The organism is Acinetobacter sp. F9, assembly GCF_019195275.1.
Classification (GTDB): domain Bacteria; phylum Pseudomonadota; class Gammaproteobacteria; order Pseudomonadales; family Moraxellaceae; genus Acinetobacter; species Acinetobacter pseudolwoffii.
In genome coordinates this window covers 2,686,003-2,700,370 of the sequence record NZ_CP078068.1, presented here as the reverse complement: position 1 = coordinate 2,700,370, position 14,368 = coordinate 2,686,003, and the positions used below count along the sequence as shown (strand labels likewise).

Below are 14,368 nucleotides of genomic sequence, written 5' to 3'. Positions count from 1 at the left end.
TGCCTCTGATGCTTAAAATTTAGATCCGAATTTTGGCGTACTGATGAACCCAAGGCTGTGCCTGTTCCAGTTGAGCAGCTAATTGCAATAGCCGGTCTTCACGGGCAAAGGGTGCAATAAACTGCGAACCGAGCGGCAGGTTTTGTTCATTCCAGTACAAGGGTACTGACATGGCTGGAAGCCCGGTAATATTGGCAAGTTGAGTAAAAGGTACCCATTTCAGGTTTTCTTTGACAATCTGATCGACCAGTTTACCTTGTGCCAGCAGATGGGCCTTACCTATACCCAATAAAGCCTTTAAAATTGGCTTCTGCCATGCAGGTGTTTTGACTTCGCCATTTTTCGGTGCGACGGTTGCGGTTGCAGGCGTCAGATACAGATCATAATCATCAAAGAAATGATTCATCTGGGTCACGTACTGGCCCCAGTTATTCAGGTTCTGGATATAATCAAGTGCGCTGGTTTTAGCTCCAAAAGCCGCCAGTGCTAAAGAGTCCAGTTCAAAATCCTTCGCTTTAGACGGGTAGCCTTTCTGGATTTCATCCAGCATAAATGAAAACTGGCTAAACCAGGTGGTAATAAAATCCTTGGCCAGTTGCATGCCATCGATGGCCGGACGGTCTTCAACCACCTCATGTCCCAAAGATTCCAGCAGTTTGGCTGTCTGTTCGATGGCTTTCACAGCATCCGGAGAGACAGGCGTGCCAATGGTAGAATGGGGATTAAAGGCAATTTTCAGTTTTTTCGGTGGTTGCTGAATCACATCCAGATAATGATGCTGTGGACGCTGAATCTTAAATAGCGAGCTGTGATCTTCACCATGCGTGGCATCCAGCATTGCAGCACTGTCCCGCACTGTTTTAGTCAGGACATGCTGAATCGCTGCACCATGCATGGCCTCACTCATTTGCGGCCCCCAGGGGGTACGGCCACGACTTGGTTTTAGACCAAACAGCCCGCAATATGAAGCGGGGATACGTATCGAACCGCCGCCATCGCCTGCACCCGCAATTGGTACAATGCCGGCAGCCACAGCAGAAGCCGAGCCACCCGATGAGCCGCCGCTATTATGTTGTAAATTCCATGGATTTTTACAGCTACCCCAGGCATCTGGTTCGGTAATCCCTTTAATGCCAAATTCAGGCGTATTGGTACGGCCAAAAGTGACAATTCCAGCTTTTTCCCAACGATTGACAATCTCGGCATTGGTTTCGGCAATATAACCGATCCGTTTTAAGCCCTGACAGCCATAAGAGGTTGGATAACCTGCATATTCCTGAAACAGGTCTTTGACCAGAAAAGGCACACCGGCAAAAGGTCCGGATAAATTCTGCTGGGTCCGTTTTAATGCATGCTCATGCATGGGAATAATAATAGCATTCAGTTCGGGATTGGCAATTGAGCTACGCTCTAAGGCAGCGGATAAAAGTTCACTGGAATGTACCTGTTTATTGGCGACCAGTTCAGCCAATCCTAAACCGTCATATTGTAGATATTCTTCTAATTTCATTGCCATTCCCTAGCGTTAATGCTGTTCAAGGTTGTAGATGATTTTAGTTTAAGATGCAAGCACCACCTGATTACGTCCACGATGTTTGGCCTGATATAAGGCCTGATCTGCAATATTGATCAGGTTTTGCAGGTCTTGTGATTGTGGTTCATTTTGATGGGTAATCCCTACACTCACGGTAATGTAGAGGTCTGAACCATCTGATTGATGCATCGGGGTTTTTTCTACACGTTTACGTATGCGTTCTGCAATATCCTAAGCTTCAAAAGGCTCGGTGTTCCAGAGTAACAGCACAAATTCTTCCCCACCAATTCGTGCAAACAGATCTTCAGCACGTAAATTGCAGCGAATGATTTCCGCAAAATGTTGCAGCACCTTGTCACCGACATGATGGCCAAAATCATCGTTCAGACGTTTGAAATGATCAATATCCAGCATGATGACCGAAAATTCCATTCTGTTGGCATATTGCAGTAAATATTCACCTTTCTGAAAGAAAAAATGACGGTTCATGGTGTGGGTCAGACTGTCATGATTGGCCAGATAGAGAACCCGTTTAAACAGCTCATTGCGGTTTTGACTAATAATACAAAGAATAAGCGGCGATAAGGCCAGCATAAACAGCCCGATCCGGAGCGAAATATAAATCGTAGAATCTGCCAAGGTGTCATGCGTTGTGGCATAAAACTGCGTCAGGCTGTAATAGGTTAAAATAGTCACAAACGCATTAATCAGTGTCATGCTAAACAGGCGATAGGTTAATGCGGCCCAGATCAGCGCAGCCAAAGGATAGAGCAGGGCGCCCGGACCTGAAAAAATATTGGTGATGATGACACAGAGTACGACTGTAGCTGCGGGCAGAAAATAACTGAAATGATGACGCTTTTGACGGCGGTTTTTAAACAGATACTGCATATCCTTGATTCTGGGAAAGGCCAGAACCAAAGGTATAACCGGTATTGTAGTATTTATAATTAATCTTGAAATAACGAATAAAAATATCGAGACAATGGTACTAATCAGATTGGAAAGTGTAAGAAACAGGCTTTGCAGCAGACTGTTGCCTGTGACCAGATCTGCAAACATAAAAGCACTGAATGCACCCAGCCAGCCACCCAGATGATTTAAATGTGGAAAACGCAGGAATATGGCCAGTAAGGCAGCATTGGCTGGCCAGATCAGGGCGAGATAGCCGAGTGGCCTGGTTGCGATCCCAATAAAACAACATACTAAAACAGCGAACACAATGACAAAATAAGCATAGGTTTCATGATTTAATTGTTGTTCTGTTATTCGAGCCAATTGCAAATTTAAAATCCTATATTTAAATTTTTAAGTGTGAATGATCACTTTTTTTAGCAAGTAAGTCTGATTTTATATATAAAGTTATTTTTTGATTAATCTGTTATTAATACATGATATTAAGATTGTTATATACGAAATATATACAAAATAAACTGGAAAAGAAATCCATGTTTTTAAACAATATGATAAAAACTTTATGGACTCAGATTTAAACTGCTCCAGAGTGGGATACGATTCTGAAAAAATATGCTAACTTAGAATCAATTGTTAAAACGATGCCGGTAAATATGAAAAAAATATGTCTTAGCCTTATCTTACTCATGAGCTCACCTTGGCTAATGGCGACAGAAAATAAAAAACCAGCGCAAGTTTCTGCTAAAGCTGCTGAAACCCCAAATACATTTACCGTGAAAACCCGTCCTGAAATTGTGGGGTTGTGGGGGATGGAAATTCCGGATAATAAAAAATGTATCGAATATTATAATTTTAAAAGCAATAATAATGTCGTAATTAAAAGTGGTGAAGAGTGGACTTCAGGATTATATGATTATCAGCCTGCACAGGATCCGACCGTTCAGATTCCCGCACTGATTCTTCAGGTTAAATATGATAATAATGAAAAAGACTGCTCAGGCAATCAGGTTGATCAATCCGGTGAAATTTCCCAGTATTTTGTGAAATGGCAAAATCCGTACACGATTAATTTCTGTGCCAATGACAAGGCCGAGCAATGCTTTGCCGTGCTCAGACGTGTATTACCATAAATGAATCATCAACATAAAAAAACCGCTGAATTTCAGCGGTTTTTTATAAGCTTTAAGCTTATTGAGTTTTGTCTTCAGCACCTTCTAGCTGTTTCAACAAATGTTTTTCCAGATAATGAATGTCCATCGCCTGTTTGCAGAAGTTTTTATCCTGAAGGATTAAATCTTTGTGCAAAGGAATGTTGGTTTTAACACCAGTCAAAATCATTTCTTCCAAGGCATTTCTCATGCGAGAAATAGACGTCTCACGGTCCTTGCCATGCGAAATCAGTTTGGCGATCATCGAGTCATAATACGGCGGAATGCTATAGCCTGGGTAGATGTGCGAGTCTAAGCGGATACCTGCGCCGCCTGGTGCATAGAAGCTCTCAATCTTGCCGGGTGAAGGCAAGAAGGTTGATGGATCTTCTGCGTTAATACGGCATTCAATCGCATGTCCTAAAACCTTGACATCTTCTTGCTGAATATCGAGACCTAAGCCACCAGCAATACGCAATTGCTGTTCGATAATATCAATACCGGTTACCATTTCAGTTACCGGATGTTCAACCTGAACACGCGTATTCATTTCAATGAAGAAGAATCCATCATCTTCAAACAGGAATTCGAATGTACCTGCACCACGATATTGCATCAGTTTACAGGCATTGACACAGGCTTCTAGAATATCGGCACGTGCTTGCTCTGGTAAGTTCGGTGCTGGCGCTTCTTCCAGTACTTTTTGATGGCGACGCTGTAGCGAGCAGTCACGATCATAGAGATGAATCGCATGGCCATTACCATCAGCCAGTACCTGTACTTCAACATGACGTGGCTTTTGCAGGAAACGTTCCATATAGACCGTATCATCACCAAACCACATTTCTGCATCACGCTGTGCAGCCTGAACAGATTCCAGCAGGGTGTCGACATTTTCGACGATACGCATACCACGACCACCACCACCAGAAGCAGCTTTGACAATCAGCGGGAAACCGATCTCTTTCGCTTCAGCGAGTGCATTGTGAATGGTTACGGCATGGTCGCAGCCCGGTACAGTTGGTACACCCGCTTTTTTCATGGCAATAATGGCAGAAACCTTGTTCCCCATTAAGCGAATATGTTCTGGACGTGGACCGATAAAGATAAAACCAGAATTTTCTACGATTTCAGCAAATTCAGCATTTTCAGCGAGAAAACCATAACCAGGATGGATGGCATCTGCGCCAGTAATTTCAGCAGCTGTAATAATCGCAGGAATATTCAGGTAGCTGTCACTGCTCGCACCCGGACCGATACAAACCGCTTCATCACAGAAACGCAAATGCATCAGGTCTTTGTCTGCGTCAGAATAGACACCTACGGTTTTGATCCCTAAAGTTCTGCAAGCCCGGGTGATGCGTAAAGCAATTTCACCACGGTTTGCAATTAAAACTTTTTGCAACATTATAAATCCCCGGGGTGATTAAGCGCGGTAGCGGAAAAGTGGTTGGCCGAATTGAATCACTTCACCATTTTTCACTAGAATTTCTTCGATCACACCACTTTGAGTTGCTTCAATCGGGTTCATGATTTTCATTGCTTCGATAATACCTAAGGTATCACCAGCAGAAACGGTTTGACCCACTTTGACAAATGTCGCTTCGCCTGGGCTTGGTGCAGAGTAAAACACCCCAACCATTGGAGATGTTTCAACAGCACCGCGCGGAGACTTCGCCGCAGGTACTTCAGCTGCAGGTGCAGGCATTGCAGGAACAGCCGCTGCAACCACTGGATTACGACGAGTTAATGCAATCGATTGATCGCCTTCTTTAACTTCGATCGCCTGTAAGTCAGATTCAATCATCAAGTCGATGAGTTTCTTGATTTTACGGATATCCATGAGACAGTATTCCTAATTAAGATTTTGTAGAAGATTGTATTTTTTCAATGACATAGTCGAGCGCAGCAGCATAGCCTTTTGCACCCAGACCACAGATCACGCCGATGGCTTTATCGGACAAGTACGAATGATGTCGAAATGCCTCGCGTGCATGGACGTTTGACAAATGGACTTCAATAAAAGGAATGGCGACACCAAGCAGGGCATCGCGAACCGCAACAGAACTATGTGTCAATGCTGCCGGATTGATAATGATATATTGTACGCCGTCGAGTTGGGCTTGATGAATTCGGTCAACGATTGCGCCTTCCCAGTTGCTTTGGAAGGTATCGAGTTGTAATGTGGCCTGTTGAGCCTGAGCAGTCAGTTGCTGATTAATATCGCCAAGCGTAAGATGACCATAAACTTCTGGTTCGCGCTTTCCAAGCAAATTTAAATTCGGTCCATGAATAACCAAAATGGTCGAACTCATCCAGCATGCTCCAATTAAAAAGTATCGAGGTTTGTTTGCAAGATAGCTGCAAACTCTGCTTATTATTGCATGATTTTCTACATGACTATTTATAATTTCTTTGAATTGACGTAGAAAGCATATCCTAAACAGTGGCGCTATAATGAAAACTTTGCAGAGATTTGGCAATGTTAAAAAATTACAATTCGCAGGGTATTCAGATTGTTTTCATTGTAAACCCAATTGGCAAAAACAGTTAATATCCTTTATGTAACTGTATCTTCATGTTAAGGATTAGCTCTGCTGTTTGATCATATTTTAATCTTGCAAAAATTCATGTCTGGCCAAAACGATTAGGACATTCAATCGAGAGATCCTTGACTTGCGTGAGAGGATGACTAGCCTAACTTTGCCTTTAACCGTGCTTCCCTTAATGTCAAAATCTCATCTTGAAAAGATGGAGAAATACTTAAAAAGGCAAGATAAGACAATATGTTAATAAGCTTATTTTAATATTTTAGTCTGTGTTTTTATATGCATTTTATTACAAAATACCAGATAAAAATGAGTTACTTCAATTTAGAGATCAGTTTTATGTTCTGTTTCTAAATTTATAAAGCTGACTAAGAAACAGACATCGAATTTAAAGAGATTTATAGCGAAGGGTTTGGAAAAATTTAGATTGTCGCTATCTTGATGAAATGACGAATATGTTCATTTCAAAGCATTCTAAATCGCTAGGCACAGGCGCATCTGATATCTAGATAGTGGCAAAAACACATATCTTTGTTGGTATTTTGCACGCCACTTTCTTTGCAAAAAATCTCAGAAACAGCTTGTAGTCATGCATATGGAGCAGAGGTATGGGGCAAAAACATTAACTTCTTGAGCGAATATTTATATACTAAGGCGATCAGACTTGAGCCAGAAGTATTATGACACCTGCATGTAAACTCTTAAAAACTCAAAAAATTGAATATAGTATTCATGAATATGAACATGATGCCAATGCGAAAAGCTTTGGTTTAGAGGCTGCAGAAAAATTAGGATTACAAGTCGAAGAAGTCTTTAAAACGCTATTGGTAACAGATGAAAAGCAATATTTTGTGGCAGTATTACCTGTTCATTATCAGCTTAATCTTAAAAAAGTAGCTGCTGCATTCGGTTGTAAAAAATTGCAGATGGCAGATCCTAAACAGGCAGAACGATTAACCGGATATCTGGTGGGTGGAATCAGCCCAGTGGGACAAAAGAAACGTTTAAAAACAGTCATTGATGTATCGGCAGAAAAGCTCAATAAAATATATGTGAGTGGCGGTAAAAGAGGCTTGGATATCGGACTGAAACCGGCTGATCTTGCCAAAGTGCTGAATGCACAGTTTGTCGATGTGCTGGATGTATAAGGTCAAATTCCCCTGAAGATTTAAATGAATAGCGTTTGAAGTGATCTTTTTTTGGTCGGAAAAATCAGCAAATCATTTTATACCTTTGTATATTAGGTCACGAATAAGCACAGCGGAAATGTGCGCAATAAAGAATTAAAAATAATAAAAATGATTATGCGGAGCATAAAGGATGAAAGTTCAAAATAAAAAATGGCCACGATTCTGTCTGACCTTATCTGCAATGGCGATGCTGTCTGCGTTTCCGAGTGTACAGGCCGCTTCTGCGCCTTCAGCTGCACCTGCCAATTCACAGCAGGTTTTCTTTGTCGGAAACAACTGGGATGGCACAGTGACTGTGATTCGTCCATCGGGTGATTTTGGCAAAATTGGCGTCATTAACATGATTCCTGACCGTAAAGAGCGTCTCAAAGAAATTCATCTCAATCCAATCAAGCTGATTGCCTATACCTATATTCAGGCCACAGCGGGTGAAGGTAATAATCAGTTGGTCGATGATATGTACTCGACGCCAGATGGTCAGTCCATCGTGGCATCGCGTCCAAGTTTCGCCGATGTGGTCTCTATTAATATCAAAACAGGCAAGATGAACTGGCGTACACCGGTTGAAGGTTTTCGTGCCGATCACATGGCGGTTTCGCCAGATGGTCAACGCGTGGCGGTGTCAGCATCTTCAGGCAATGTGGTACATGTCCTGGATATTCACACTGGCAAAGAGTTAGGGCGTTTTGCTACGGGTGATAAACCGCATGAAAATATCTACTTCGATGATGGTAACAAAATCCTGAACTCCGCGATTGGCAATGTTGAAACGTCAATGGATGCACAGTGGCAGGATTTCACCAAAGGAAAACGCTACATTAGCATCGCGGATGCCAATACCCATCAAGTGCTGAGAAAAATTGATTTCAGGCCCGCACTCGATGCATTTGGTCGCAAGGATTTATCCAATTCAGTTCGCCCAATGGTATTTAGCAAGGATGAAACGAAACTTTATGCCCAGGTTTCATTTTTTAATGGTCTGATTGAGTACGATCTGAATCAGAACAAGATTAGCCGGATCGGACAGCTCCCTGGTAGTGATAGTATCCCGAAAGACCGGACAAAATGGGTCAATGATTCGCGTCATCATGGTTTGTCAATCAGTGCTGATGGTGAAAAGCTCTGTGTTGCAGGAACCATGGATGATTATGCCACGATTGTAAATCGTAAGACGCTGACTGCGGGCAAACTGATTCCTGCCGGTAAACCCTATTGGGCAACGCGTAGTCCAGATGGTAAAAGCTGTGTGATTTCCGAAAGTGAAACCGATGTGGTGACCGTGATTGATTTTTCCACAGGGGATAAAGTGCTCAGTGTGCCAGTTGGGAATCATCCACAACGTGTCCGGATCGGCTATGCACCAATAGACTGGTCAACGCCGTAGTCGAGCAACGATACAGGCAGCGTTTTGATAAGAGCTGTCTTTATTGGGTTGAGGAGATCAAGATGAAAGATAAGACCGTTCTTTTATATCTCATCATCGGATTACTCTTGTTCGGCATTTTGGTGGCTATTGCTTACCAGATACGACAAGACATCTATCGGACTGATTTTGCCAATCAAGCCCAAGCCCATCGTGATCAGGTTGCCCGACTTGAAAAATCACCCAACTATATTTCTCTGAGTTTTAAGAGCAATAGCCAAAATACACAGGCTGAACCAAATAATGTAGCTACAAAGCAAAGCCTATTGTTAAAGCAACAACAACAGTTATATCTAGACTTTGCTCAAATCATCAGTGCTTTAGGTCAGGGGCAACAACCAGATCCTAGACAGGTCAGTTTGCTGGTTAGTCTACAGCAGACGCTGGTAGAAGCTAAACTGGTGACTCGAGACGAGGCGAAAGCACAAATTGAGTTTCTGCTGAAAGTTCTGCCAGAAATGGATCATGAATTGCATCGGGCTTTGCGAACCTTAGAACAAACCCGAAGTTGACGAATTCAAGCCACGAATATCTTTTATTATTTTAGATGTGAAAATTGCTTTCATAAAAAAGCCCAAATGAGAATTCAGGCATTTAGATATAAGTATTGAAGACAGCGTACTTTTATAAACAATTTGCAGGCTTGGGTACGCCGGCCAAACGGCTTAAATGCCGCGCGACCAGACCCGTATTAAACTTTTCCTGAAGCATGGCATTGTTAATGTCAGCACTAACCGTTTTCATTAGGAATTTAATTAAGGGACGTGTGGCCGGTGAATGGCCAAACTGCTGATAGAACTGACGCACTGCTTGCAGAATTTCAAAATGCCACGGGGTTAAGTTCAGTTCCAGGTTATTGGCCAGGACTTGCGCGACTTCTTCATTCCAAATGGTGTAATCGATCAGATGACCATCTTGATCCAGTTCTAAATTCATATTTAACTCATTGATTATTTCATTGAAATACAGCGATTAAACCCGAGGCAAAGATCTGCAAAATCGGCAAAATCGAGAAGCTTGACCTGATCCGGCAAAGGCTGTGTCAAAAGCTCTGCATCATTTTCCAGCATGTAAATTTTCGGCAAATTTTGTAGAAATGAATGCTCCAGCTGTAATACGGCTTCACCCATCAGTACGATCTGATCAACTGGGGTATAAATTTGAGCGAGTTGTTCCAGAATCTGCGCCGTTGCCGCATAGTTCGATTGGATCAGATAAAGTGTGTGATTTGACATTTTATATATCCTTTATTCCTTACCAATACAGCACATGATCAAAGCCTTGAATAAACGCTGGGCTTAGCTCAATAAATTCAATCTCTTGTTCGTTCTGAGCCACAAAGGGCGAGTTCTGGTTTTTCTGTTCAATCAGAATTGGAGTGAGGTCATAAAACTCAAAACTGTCGACCATATTTGATGCCAGTTTAAAGGCATGTTGTAACTGATCAAATTGCAGTTCTGAGCGTAGAAGACTAAGGCCTGCACCTTGTAGCAGAACTTTCACTTCCGCACCAAATGTCGCCAAAACCATGGTCGCAGACAGGCTTTCATGCACTTGCAGGCTGGTCAGATTGGCTTGGGTTAATATAACAAGTACAGATTTCACACAAGATTCCTTGGAAAAGCAACACATTCTAAAAAATGGAACATCTAGAATTGAATCAGACGTTGTGAGGATTGAACAGCATCGGCAAGTTCACCTAAACCGACCAATTCAAAGGCATCCGCCAGATTATGCTGCTGAATATTGTGACGTTGAGCATTGTCCTGATCTGTAATCCCTCGCGCCAGTGCTGCACTTACACAGACCGGTAGGCGAATATTGAGTGCTTGCCAGGCATGTGTAAGATGACGTTGATCGTCGGGCACCCATTGCAGTGCATTTGCGACCGACACGCCGTCCTGATAAAAGAATACGCGGAATTCTTGGTTTTTGTTGTGTAATGCCTGCGCCAAACCAAGGGCATGCCAGGCATAAATAGAAGTTGGTGCGGAGGTAACAAGAATTAAGGTGCTCATCGAAATTCACTACAGGCTTGATCAATAGCAACAGCTTGATCTGGGCTTCATCAGAAAGTAGGTAGTATACAATGATTTTAGTGACGGGTGGATTAGGCTTTTTAGGCTCACATATTGCTTTAAGTCTGTTAGCACAAGGATTAGAGGTCATTGTGGTCGATAATTTGGCCAATGCCAATTTGCAGACGCTGGAGCGACTTGAATATATTTCCGGGATGTATGTGCCTTTTATCAAAATTGATATTCGCAATACGCCTGCATTAAACAAAGTATTTGAACAGCATTCGATTCAGGCTGTAGTACATGCTGCCAGTTTTAAGTCGCTAGAAGAATCAGTATTAAAACCCCTTGAATATTATAATGATAATGTCAGCTGTATTATGAGCTTAATGCGCGCCATGCAACGTACCGGCGTACGGCATCTGGTGCATTTATCCAGTCTGGCAGTCTATGGACAATCCGGTACGGATCTCAATGAAGATCTACCTTTTAACTATACTTATCCCAATCCCTATATTAAATCGCAACAGATGGTTGAGGAAATTATTCGGGATACTGTCAAAACAGATAACGAGTGGCGCATTGCCATCTTAAGACTATCTAATATTAGCGGCGCCTTCGAGCATGGTGTCCTAGGCGAGGCGGTGCCACCTTTACCGAAAAATATTGTGCCTTTGGCAATGCAGGTCGCTGCGCAGCAGCGCGAATATCTGGAATTACGCCGTCAGGCTTATACTGCGGATGGAACAGTAGAGCGGAGTTTTCTGCATGTGGCAGACAGTTGTGATGCGGTGATTAAATCCTTGCAGTGGCTATGGCAACAACAGGAATTAAAATGTGAAGCCTTCAATATTGCTGGAACGCTCATTTCGATACAGGATTTGTTAGATCAACTGGCAGAAGTGACCCAGTCTGCAATTAGAACAGTCGATGCCTTGCCTTATCCTCATGCAGAGCTTGACCAGCTAGGCGCGAATATTGAAAAGGCACAGCAGATTTTGCATTGGCAACCGCAGCGTTCACTGAAAAAGATGCTTGAGGATGAATGGCTATTTTATCAAAATATACTGAGAGGACAGTAAATGAGATAAGTAAAAAATATTTGATAATAATTATCATTTACATATTTAATATAATCGATTACTTTTAATCAATCTAGCAAAGTATCGTGATAGATGCTTTTAAAATCAGCGATATGTAAAAAATTGAGGTTGAACATGCAAACACGTATTGAACATGACACCATGGGCGAAGTGGCTGTACCAAGTGAGGCTTTATGGGGCGCTCAGACCCAGCGTAGCTTGCAAAACTTCAAGATCGGCAATGAACGCTTGCCACGGGCAATGATTGGTGCAATGGGACTGGTAAAAAAAGCTGCAGCCTTGACCAATGCTAAACTGGATCAGATTCCTCAAGAGCTGTCGGGCTATATTGTGGATGCAGCAGATGAGGTGATTAGCGGGCAGTGGGATAGCCAGTTTCCACTGGTGGTCTGGCAAACCGGTTCAGGCACGCAAAGTAATATGAACTGTAATGAGGTGATAGCCAATATTGCCAATCAAAAATTGGGCAATCATTTAGGTGCGCAAAAACCGGTTCATCCAAATGATCATGTCAACCGTGCCCAATCGACGAATGACTCTTTCCCGACTGCGATTCATGTCGCAGCGAGTTTGCAGATTAATCAACTTCTTATTCCAGCGCTTACCCGTCTACGTGATACCTTGCATGCAAAATCTTTAGCCTTTGCCGATATTGTCAAAATTGGCCGGACGCATTTACAGGATGCGACACCTTTAACCCTAGGTCAGGAATTTAGTGGTTATGTATCCCAACTTGATCATGGCTTAATTCGCTTACAGCAAGCTTTACTGGGTTTGTATGAGTTGCCATTGGGCGGGACGGCTGTTGGTACAGGTCTAAATGCCCATCCTGATTATGCAGTTCAGGCCGCAGAAACACTGGAGAAGCTGACAGGTCTACCATTTGTCACTGCTCCGAATAAATTTGAAGCTTTGGCCGGCCGTGATGCTGCGGTATTTGCTTCAGGCGCATTAAAAACCCTTGCAGTCAGCCTAAATAAAATTGCCAACGATATTCGTTGGTTAGCCAGTGGGCCTCGTTGTGGATTTGGTGAACTGCGTATTCCTGAAAATGAGCCAGGTTCAAGCATTATGCCGGGTAAGGTCAATCCGACGCAAAGTGAAGCCATGACCATGGTGGTGGCGCAAGTGCTTGGAAATGACACCACGATTAATGTGGCAGGCGCATCGGGTAACTTTGAGCTGAATGTGTTTATGCCTGTGATTGCCTATAACTTACTGCAATCCATCCAGCTCTTGGGCGATGCCTGTAATAGTTTCAATGATCACTGCGCCGTAGGTATTGAGCCGAACCGTGACAAGATTGATCATTTCTTGCATGACTCATTAATGCTGGTCACTGCATTAAACCCGGTGATTGGTTACGAGAATGCAGCCAAGGTTGCCAAAACTGCCTATAAAGAAGCTAAAACCTTAAAGCAGGTGGCTGTTGAACTTGGTTTAGTCACGGCTGAACAGTTTGATGAGGTGGTGCGTCCTGAACAGATGGTCTCACCAAATGTAAAATAAAGCGTTTAAGGCTTTTATTTTCAATCTTTCAGCCTGTTTTATCATGGAATCGTCAGCAGTGGTTTTTATCTCAGGCAGAGTTGCGTACAATAGAACTCGATGAGATTAACCACTGATGATTGTTTTATGCTTGATATTTATTTAACAGATGTTCAAAGAAAGGTGCAATTCAAGGATTATCCAGGTGAGCATCCTGTTAAATTTATTCTGAATTTTAAAAAGATTTTTCCAAGTGTCATGGAACTTCTTTTGCCGGTGCTTCCAGATGATGAAAATCTGGAAGAAATGTCTTGGGAATCGACCAGCGATGACTTTGAGACTTTCCAAATGTTGTTAACCGGTTGGGGCATTATTGAACTGCGTTTAAAGGCGATTAGCCAGTTTAAAGATAAAGCATTTGCGGATCGTTTGGTTAAACAAGCCCAGCAAAAACGTAAGGACTATCAAAAGCAGCAGGCAAAACTAAGTACAGTTGAACTGGACTATCTGTTTATGCAGGAAATGCATGCACTGATCGATGCAGAACTGGTTGAACTAGGTGAGAAATTCTATTTACCGACACTACGTGAGCTGTGGAAAAGTAAAGTATCAGCTCAAATTTTGAATGCAAAATTTTAATTTAAATTTATAGTTTTCATTGATAAAAATTAGTCCTCCATTCTTGGGGGATTAATTTTATCTGCAGCATAAGCTTTCCTTCATGATCGGAGATGCTTGGAAATAGCCTAAGCTATATTATTAGATTCTCTTTAACAGGGATCTTCAAAAAATAAACCTTATAAAAATAATGATTCCTAGAATTTCGCCCGAGAACAAAGCAAGATAGCCCACTATTTATCCTAAAGTATTTTGATTGGGCAGTAATTTTAACCTTTGTTTAAAAAATAGGTGAAAAGAATTAGTTTTAGCTAAAAAATATATAAAAATATCAAGCAAATAGCCTGGTAATTCTGTCTATTATTTTTTAATGTATATAAGT

The 14,368-nt window shown here is 42.3% G+C and carries 15 protein-coding genes and 1 pseudogene; 7 read left to right on the top strand and 9 right to left on the bottom strand.

Annotation, left to right across the window (positions count from 1 at the left end; translation table 11 throughout):
• Positions 1-19 precede the first annotated feature (19 nt).
• Positions 20-1,510: an amidase gene (locus KT990_RS12870; RefSeq protein ID WP_100357160.1), complete on the bottom strand. Its 1,491-nt coding sequence runs from the start codon at positions 1,508-1,510 to the stop codon at positions 20-22.
• A 48-nt stretch (positions 1,511-1,558) separates the two neighbouring features.
• A pseudogene (locus tag KT990_RS13640) lies at positions 1,559-2,818 on the bottom strand (GGDEF domain-containing protein).
• A gap of 317 nt (positions 2,819-3,135) precedes the next feature.
• Here KT990_RS13640 and KT990_RS12860 point away from each other — a divergent pair.
• Entirely contained in the window at positions 3,136-3,579 is a 444-nt protein-coding gene (locus KT990_RS12860) for a hypothetical protein (protein ID WP_218208891.1), read from the top strand.
• Between the two features lie 58 nt (positions 3,580-3,637).
• Here the strand turns inward: KT990_RS12860 and accC are convergent, their stop codons facing one another.
• From accC to aroQ, 3 genes are read right to left on the bottom strand one after another with little or no spacing between them, the layout of a single operon-like run.
• On the bottom strand, positions 3,638-5,005 hold the full coding sequence (gene accC, locus KT990_RS12855) for an acetyl-CoA carboxylase biotin carboxylase subunit (protein WP_005096829.1): 1,368 nt from the start codon (positions 5,003-5,005) through the stop codon (positions 3,638-3,640).
• An 18-nt stretch (positions 5,006-5,023) separates the two neighbouring features.
• On the bottom strand, positions 5,024-5,440 hold the full coding sequence (gene accB, locus KT990_RS12850; protein WP_005096830.1) for an acetyl-CoA carboxylase biotin carboxyl carrier protein: 417 nt from the start codon (positions 5,438-5,440) through the stop codon (positions 5,024-5,026).
• Between the two features lie 16 nt (positions 5,441-5,456).
• Positions 5,457-5,912 (bottom strand): type II 3-dehydroquinate dehydratase, encoded by a 456-nt coding sequence (aroQ, locus tag KT990_RS12845; RefSeq protein WP_005096831.1) that lies wholly within the window; start codon positions 5,910-5,912, stop codon positions 5,457-5,459.
• A 914-nt stretch (positions 5,913-6,826) separates the two neighbouring features.
• On the opposite strand from aroQ, the gene ybaK reads away from it, so the two are divergent.
• The 3 genes from ybaK to KT990_RS12830 all read left to right on the top strand — a co-directional run bounded on the left by ybaK (position 6,827) and on the right by KT990_RS12830 (position 9,271).
• On the top strand, positions 6,827-7,294 hold the full coding sequence (ybaK, locus tag KT990_RS12840) for a Cys-tRNA(Pro) deacylase (protein ID WP_218208890.1): 468 nt from the start codon (positions 6,827-6,829) through the stop codon (positions 7,292-7,294).
• 172 nt (positions 7,295-7,466) lie between these two features.
• Positions 7,467-8,720 (top strand): YncE family protein, encoded by a 1,254-nt coding sequence (locus KT990_RS12835; protein WP_218208889.1) that lies wholly within the window; start codon positions 7,467-7,469, stop codon positions 8,718-8,720.
• 62 nt (positions 8,721-8,782) lie between these two features.
• Positions 8,783-9,271 (top strand): hypothetical protein, encoded by a 489-nt coding sequence (locus KT990_RS12830; protein WP_218208888.1) that lies wholly within the window; start codon positions 8,783-8,785, stop codon positions 9,269-9,271.
• A 112-nt stretch (positions 9,272-9,383) separates the two neighbouring features.
• On the opposite strand, the gene KT990_RS12825 is transcribed toward KT990_RS12830, so the two are convergent.
• The 4 genes from KT990_RS12825 to tusD are packed head-to-tail and all read right to left on the bottom strand — an operon-like array spanning position 9,384 to position 10,777.
• On the bottom strand, positions 9,384-9,695 hold the full coding sequence (locus tag KT990_RS12825; RefSeq protein ID WP_005096835.1) for a TusE/DsrC/DsvC family sulfur relay protein: 312 nt from the start codon (positions 9,693-9,695) through the stop codon (positions 9,384-9,386).
• 14 nt (positions 9,696-9,709) lie between these two features.
• The gene (locus KT990_RS12820; RefSeq protein ID WP_005096836.1) at positions 9,710-9,994 is read right to left on the bottom strand and encodes a hypothetical protein; all 285 of its coding nucleotides are present in this window, start codon (positions 9,992-9,994) and stop codon (positions 9,710-9,712) included.
• Between the two features lie 19 nt (positions 9,995-10,013).
• On the bottom strand, positions 10,014-10,364 hold the full coding sequence (locus KT990_RS12815; protein WP_074382816.1) for a hypothetical protein: 351 nt from the start codon (positions 10,362-10,364) through the stop codon (positions 10,014-10,016).
• A 44-nt stretch (positions 10,365-10,408) separates the two neighbouring features.
• Positions 10,409-10,777, bottom strand: a complete 369-nt coding sequence (tusD, locus tag KT990_RS12810) for a sulfurtransferase complex subunit TusD (RefSeq protein WP_005096839.1) — start codon at positions 10,775-10,777, stop codon at positions 10,409-10,411.
• A 71-nt stretch (positions 10,778-10,848) separates the two neighbouring features.
• On the opposite strand from tusD, the gene KT990_RS12805 reads away from it, so the two are divergent.
• The 3 genes from KT990_RS12805 (at position 10,849) to KT990_RS12795 (ending at position 14,007) form a co-directional block, all read left to right on the top strand.
• Positions 10,849-11,859, top strand: a complete 1,011-nt coding sequence (locus tag KT990_RS12805) for an NAD-dependent epimerase/dehydratase family protein (RefSeq protein ID WP_074382815.1) — start codon at positions 10,849-10,851, stop codon at positions 11,857-11,859.
• 135 nt (positions 11,860-11,994) lie between these two features.
• Positions 11,995-13,389, top strand: a complete 1,395-nt coding sequence (fumC, locus tag KT990_RS12800; protein ID WP_005171036.1) for a class II fumarate hydratase — start codon at positions 11,995-11,997, stop codon at positions 13,387-13,389.
• Between the two features lie 126 nt (positions 13,390-13,515).
• A complete protein-coding gene (locus KT990_RS12795) occupies positions 13,516-14,007 on the top strand; it encodes a hypothetical protein (RefSeq protein WP_100357164.1) in 492 nt (163 codons plus the stop codon).
• Positions 14,008-14,368 lie beyond the last annotated feature (361 nt).

Excerpts from the sequence above, each read along its gene's own strand:
- KT990_RS12870 (WP_100357160.1), bottom strand. The coding sequence starts at position 1,510 with ATGAAATTAGAAGAATATCTACAATATGACGGTTTAGGATTGGCTGAA.
- KT990_RS12860 (WP_218208891.1), top strand. The coding sequence starts at position 3,136 with ATGAGCTCACCTTGGCTAATGGCGACAGAAAATAAAAAACCAGCGCAA.
- accC (WP_005096829.1), bottom strand. The coding sequence starts at position 5,005 with ATGTTGCAAAAAGTTTTAATTGCAAACCGTGGTGAAATTGCTTTACGC.
- accB (WP_005096830.1), bottom strand. The coding sequence starts at position 5,440 with ATGGATATCCGTAAAATCAAGAAACTCATCGACTTGATGATTGAATCT.
- aroQ (WP_005096831.1), bottom strand. The coding sequence starts at position 5,912 with ATGAGTTCGACCATTTTGGTTATTCATGGACCGAATTTAAATTTGCTT.
- ybaK (WP_218208890.1), top strand. The coding sequence starts at position 6,827 with ATGACACCTGCATGTAAACTCTTAAAAACTCAAAAAATTGAATATAGT.
- KT990_RS12835 (WP_218208889.1), top strand. The coding sequence starts at position 7,467 with ATGAAAGTTCAAAATAAAAAATGGCCACGATTCTGTCTGACCTTATCT.
- KT990_RS12830 (WP_218208888.1), top strand. The coding sequence starts at position 8,783 with ATGAAAGATAAGACCGTTCTTTTATATCTCATCATCGGATTACTCTTG.
- KT990_RS12825 (WP_005096835.1), bottom strand. The coding sequence starts at position 9,695 with ATGAATTTAGAACTGGATCAAGATGGTCATCTGATCGATTACACCATT.
- KT990_RS12820 (WP_005096836.1), bottom strand. The coding sequence starts at position 9,994 with ATGTCAAATCACACACTTTATCTGATCCAATCGAACTATGCGGCAACG.
- tusD (WP_005096839.1), bottom strand. The coding sequence starts at position 10,777 with ATGAGCACCTTAATTCTTGTTACCTCCGCACCAACTTCTATTTATGCC.
- KT990_RS12805 (WP_074382815.1), top strand. The coding sequence starts at position 10,849 with ATGATTTTAGTGACGGGTGGATTAGGCTTTTTAGGCTCACATATTGCT.
- fumC (WP_005171036.1), top strand. The coding sequence starts at position 11,995 with ATGCAAACACGTATTGAACATGACACCATGGGCGAAGTGGCTGTACCA.
- KT990_RS12795 (WP_100357164.1), top strand. The coding sequence starts at position 13,516 with ATGCTTGATATTTATTTAACAGATGTTCAAAGAAAGGTGCAATTCAAG.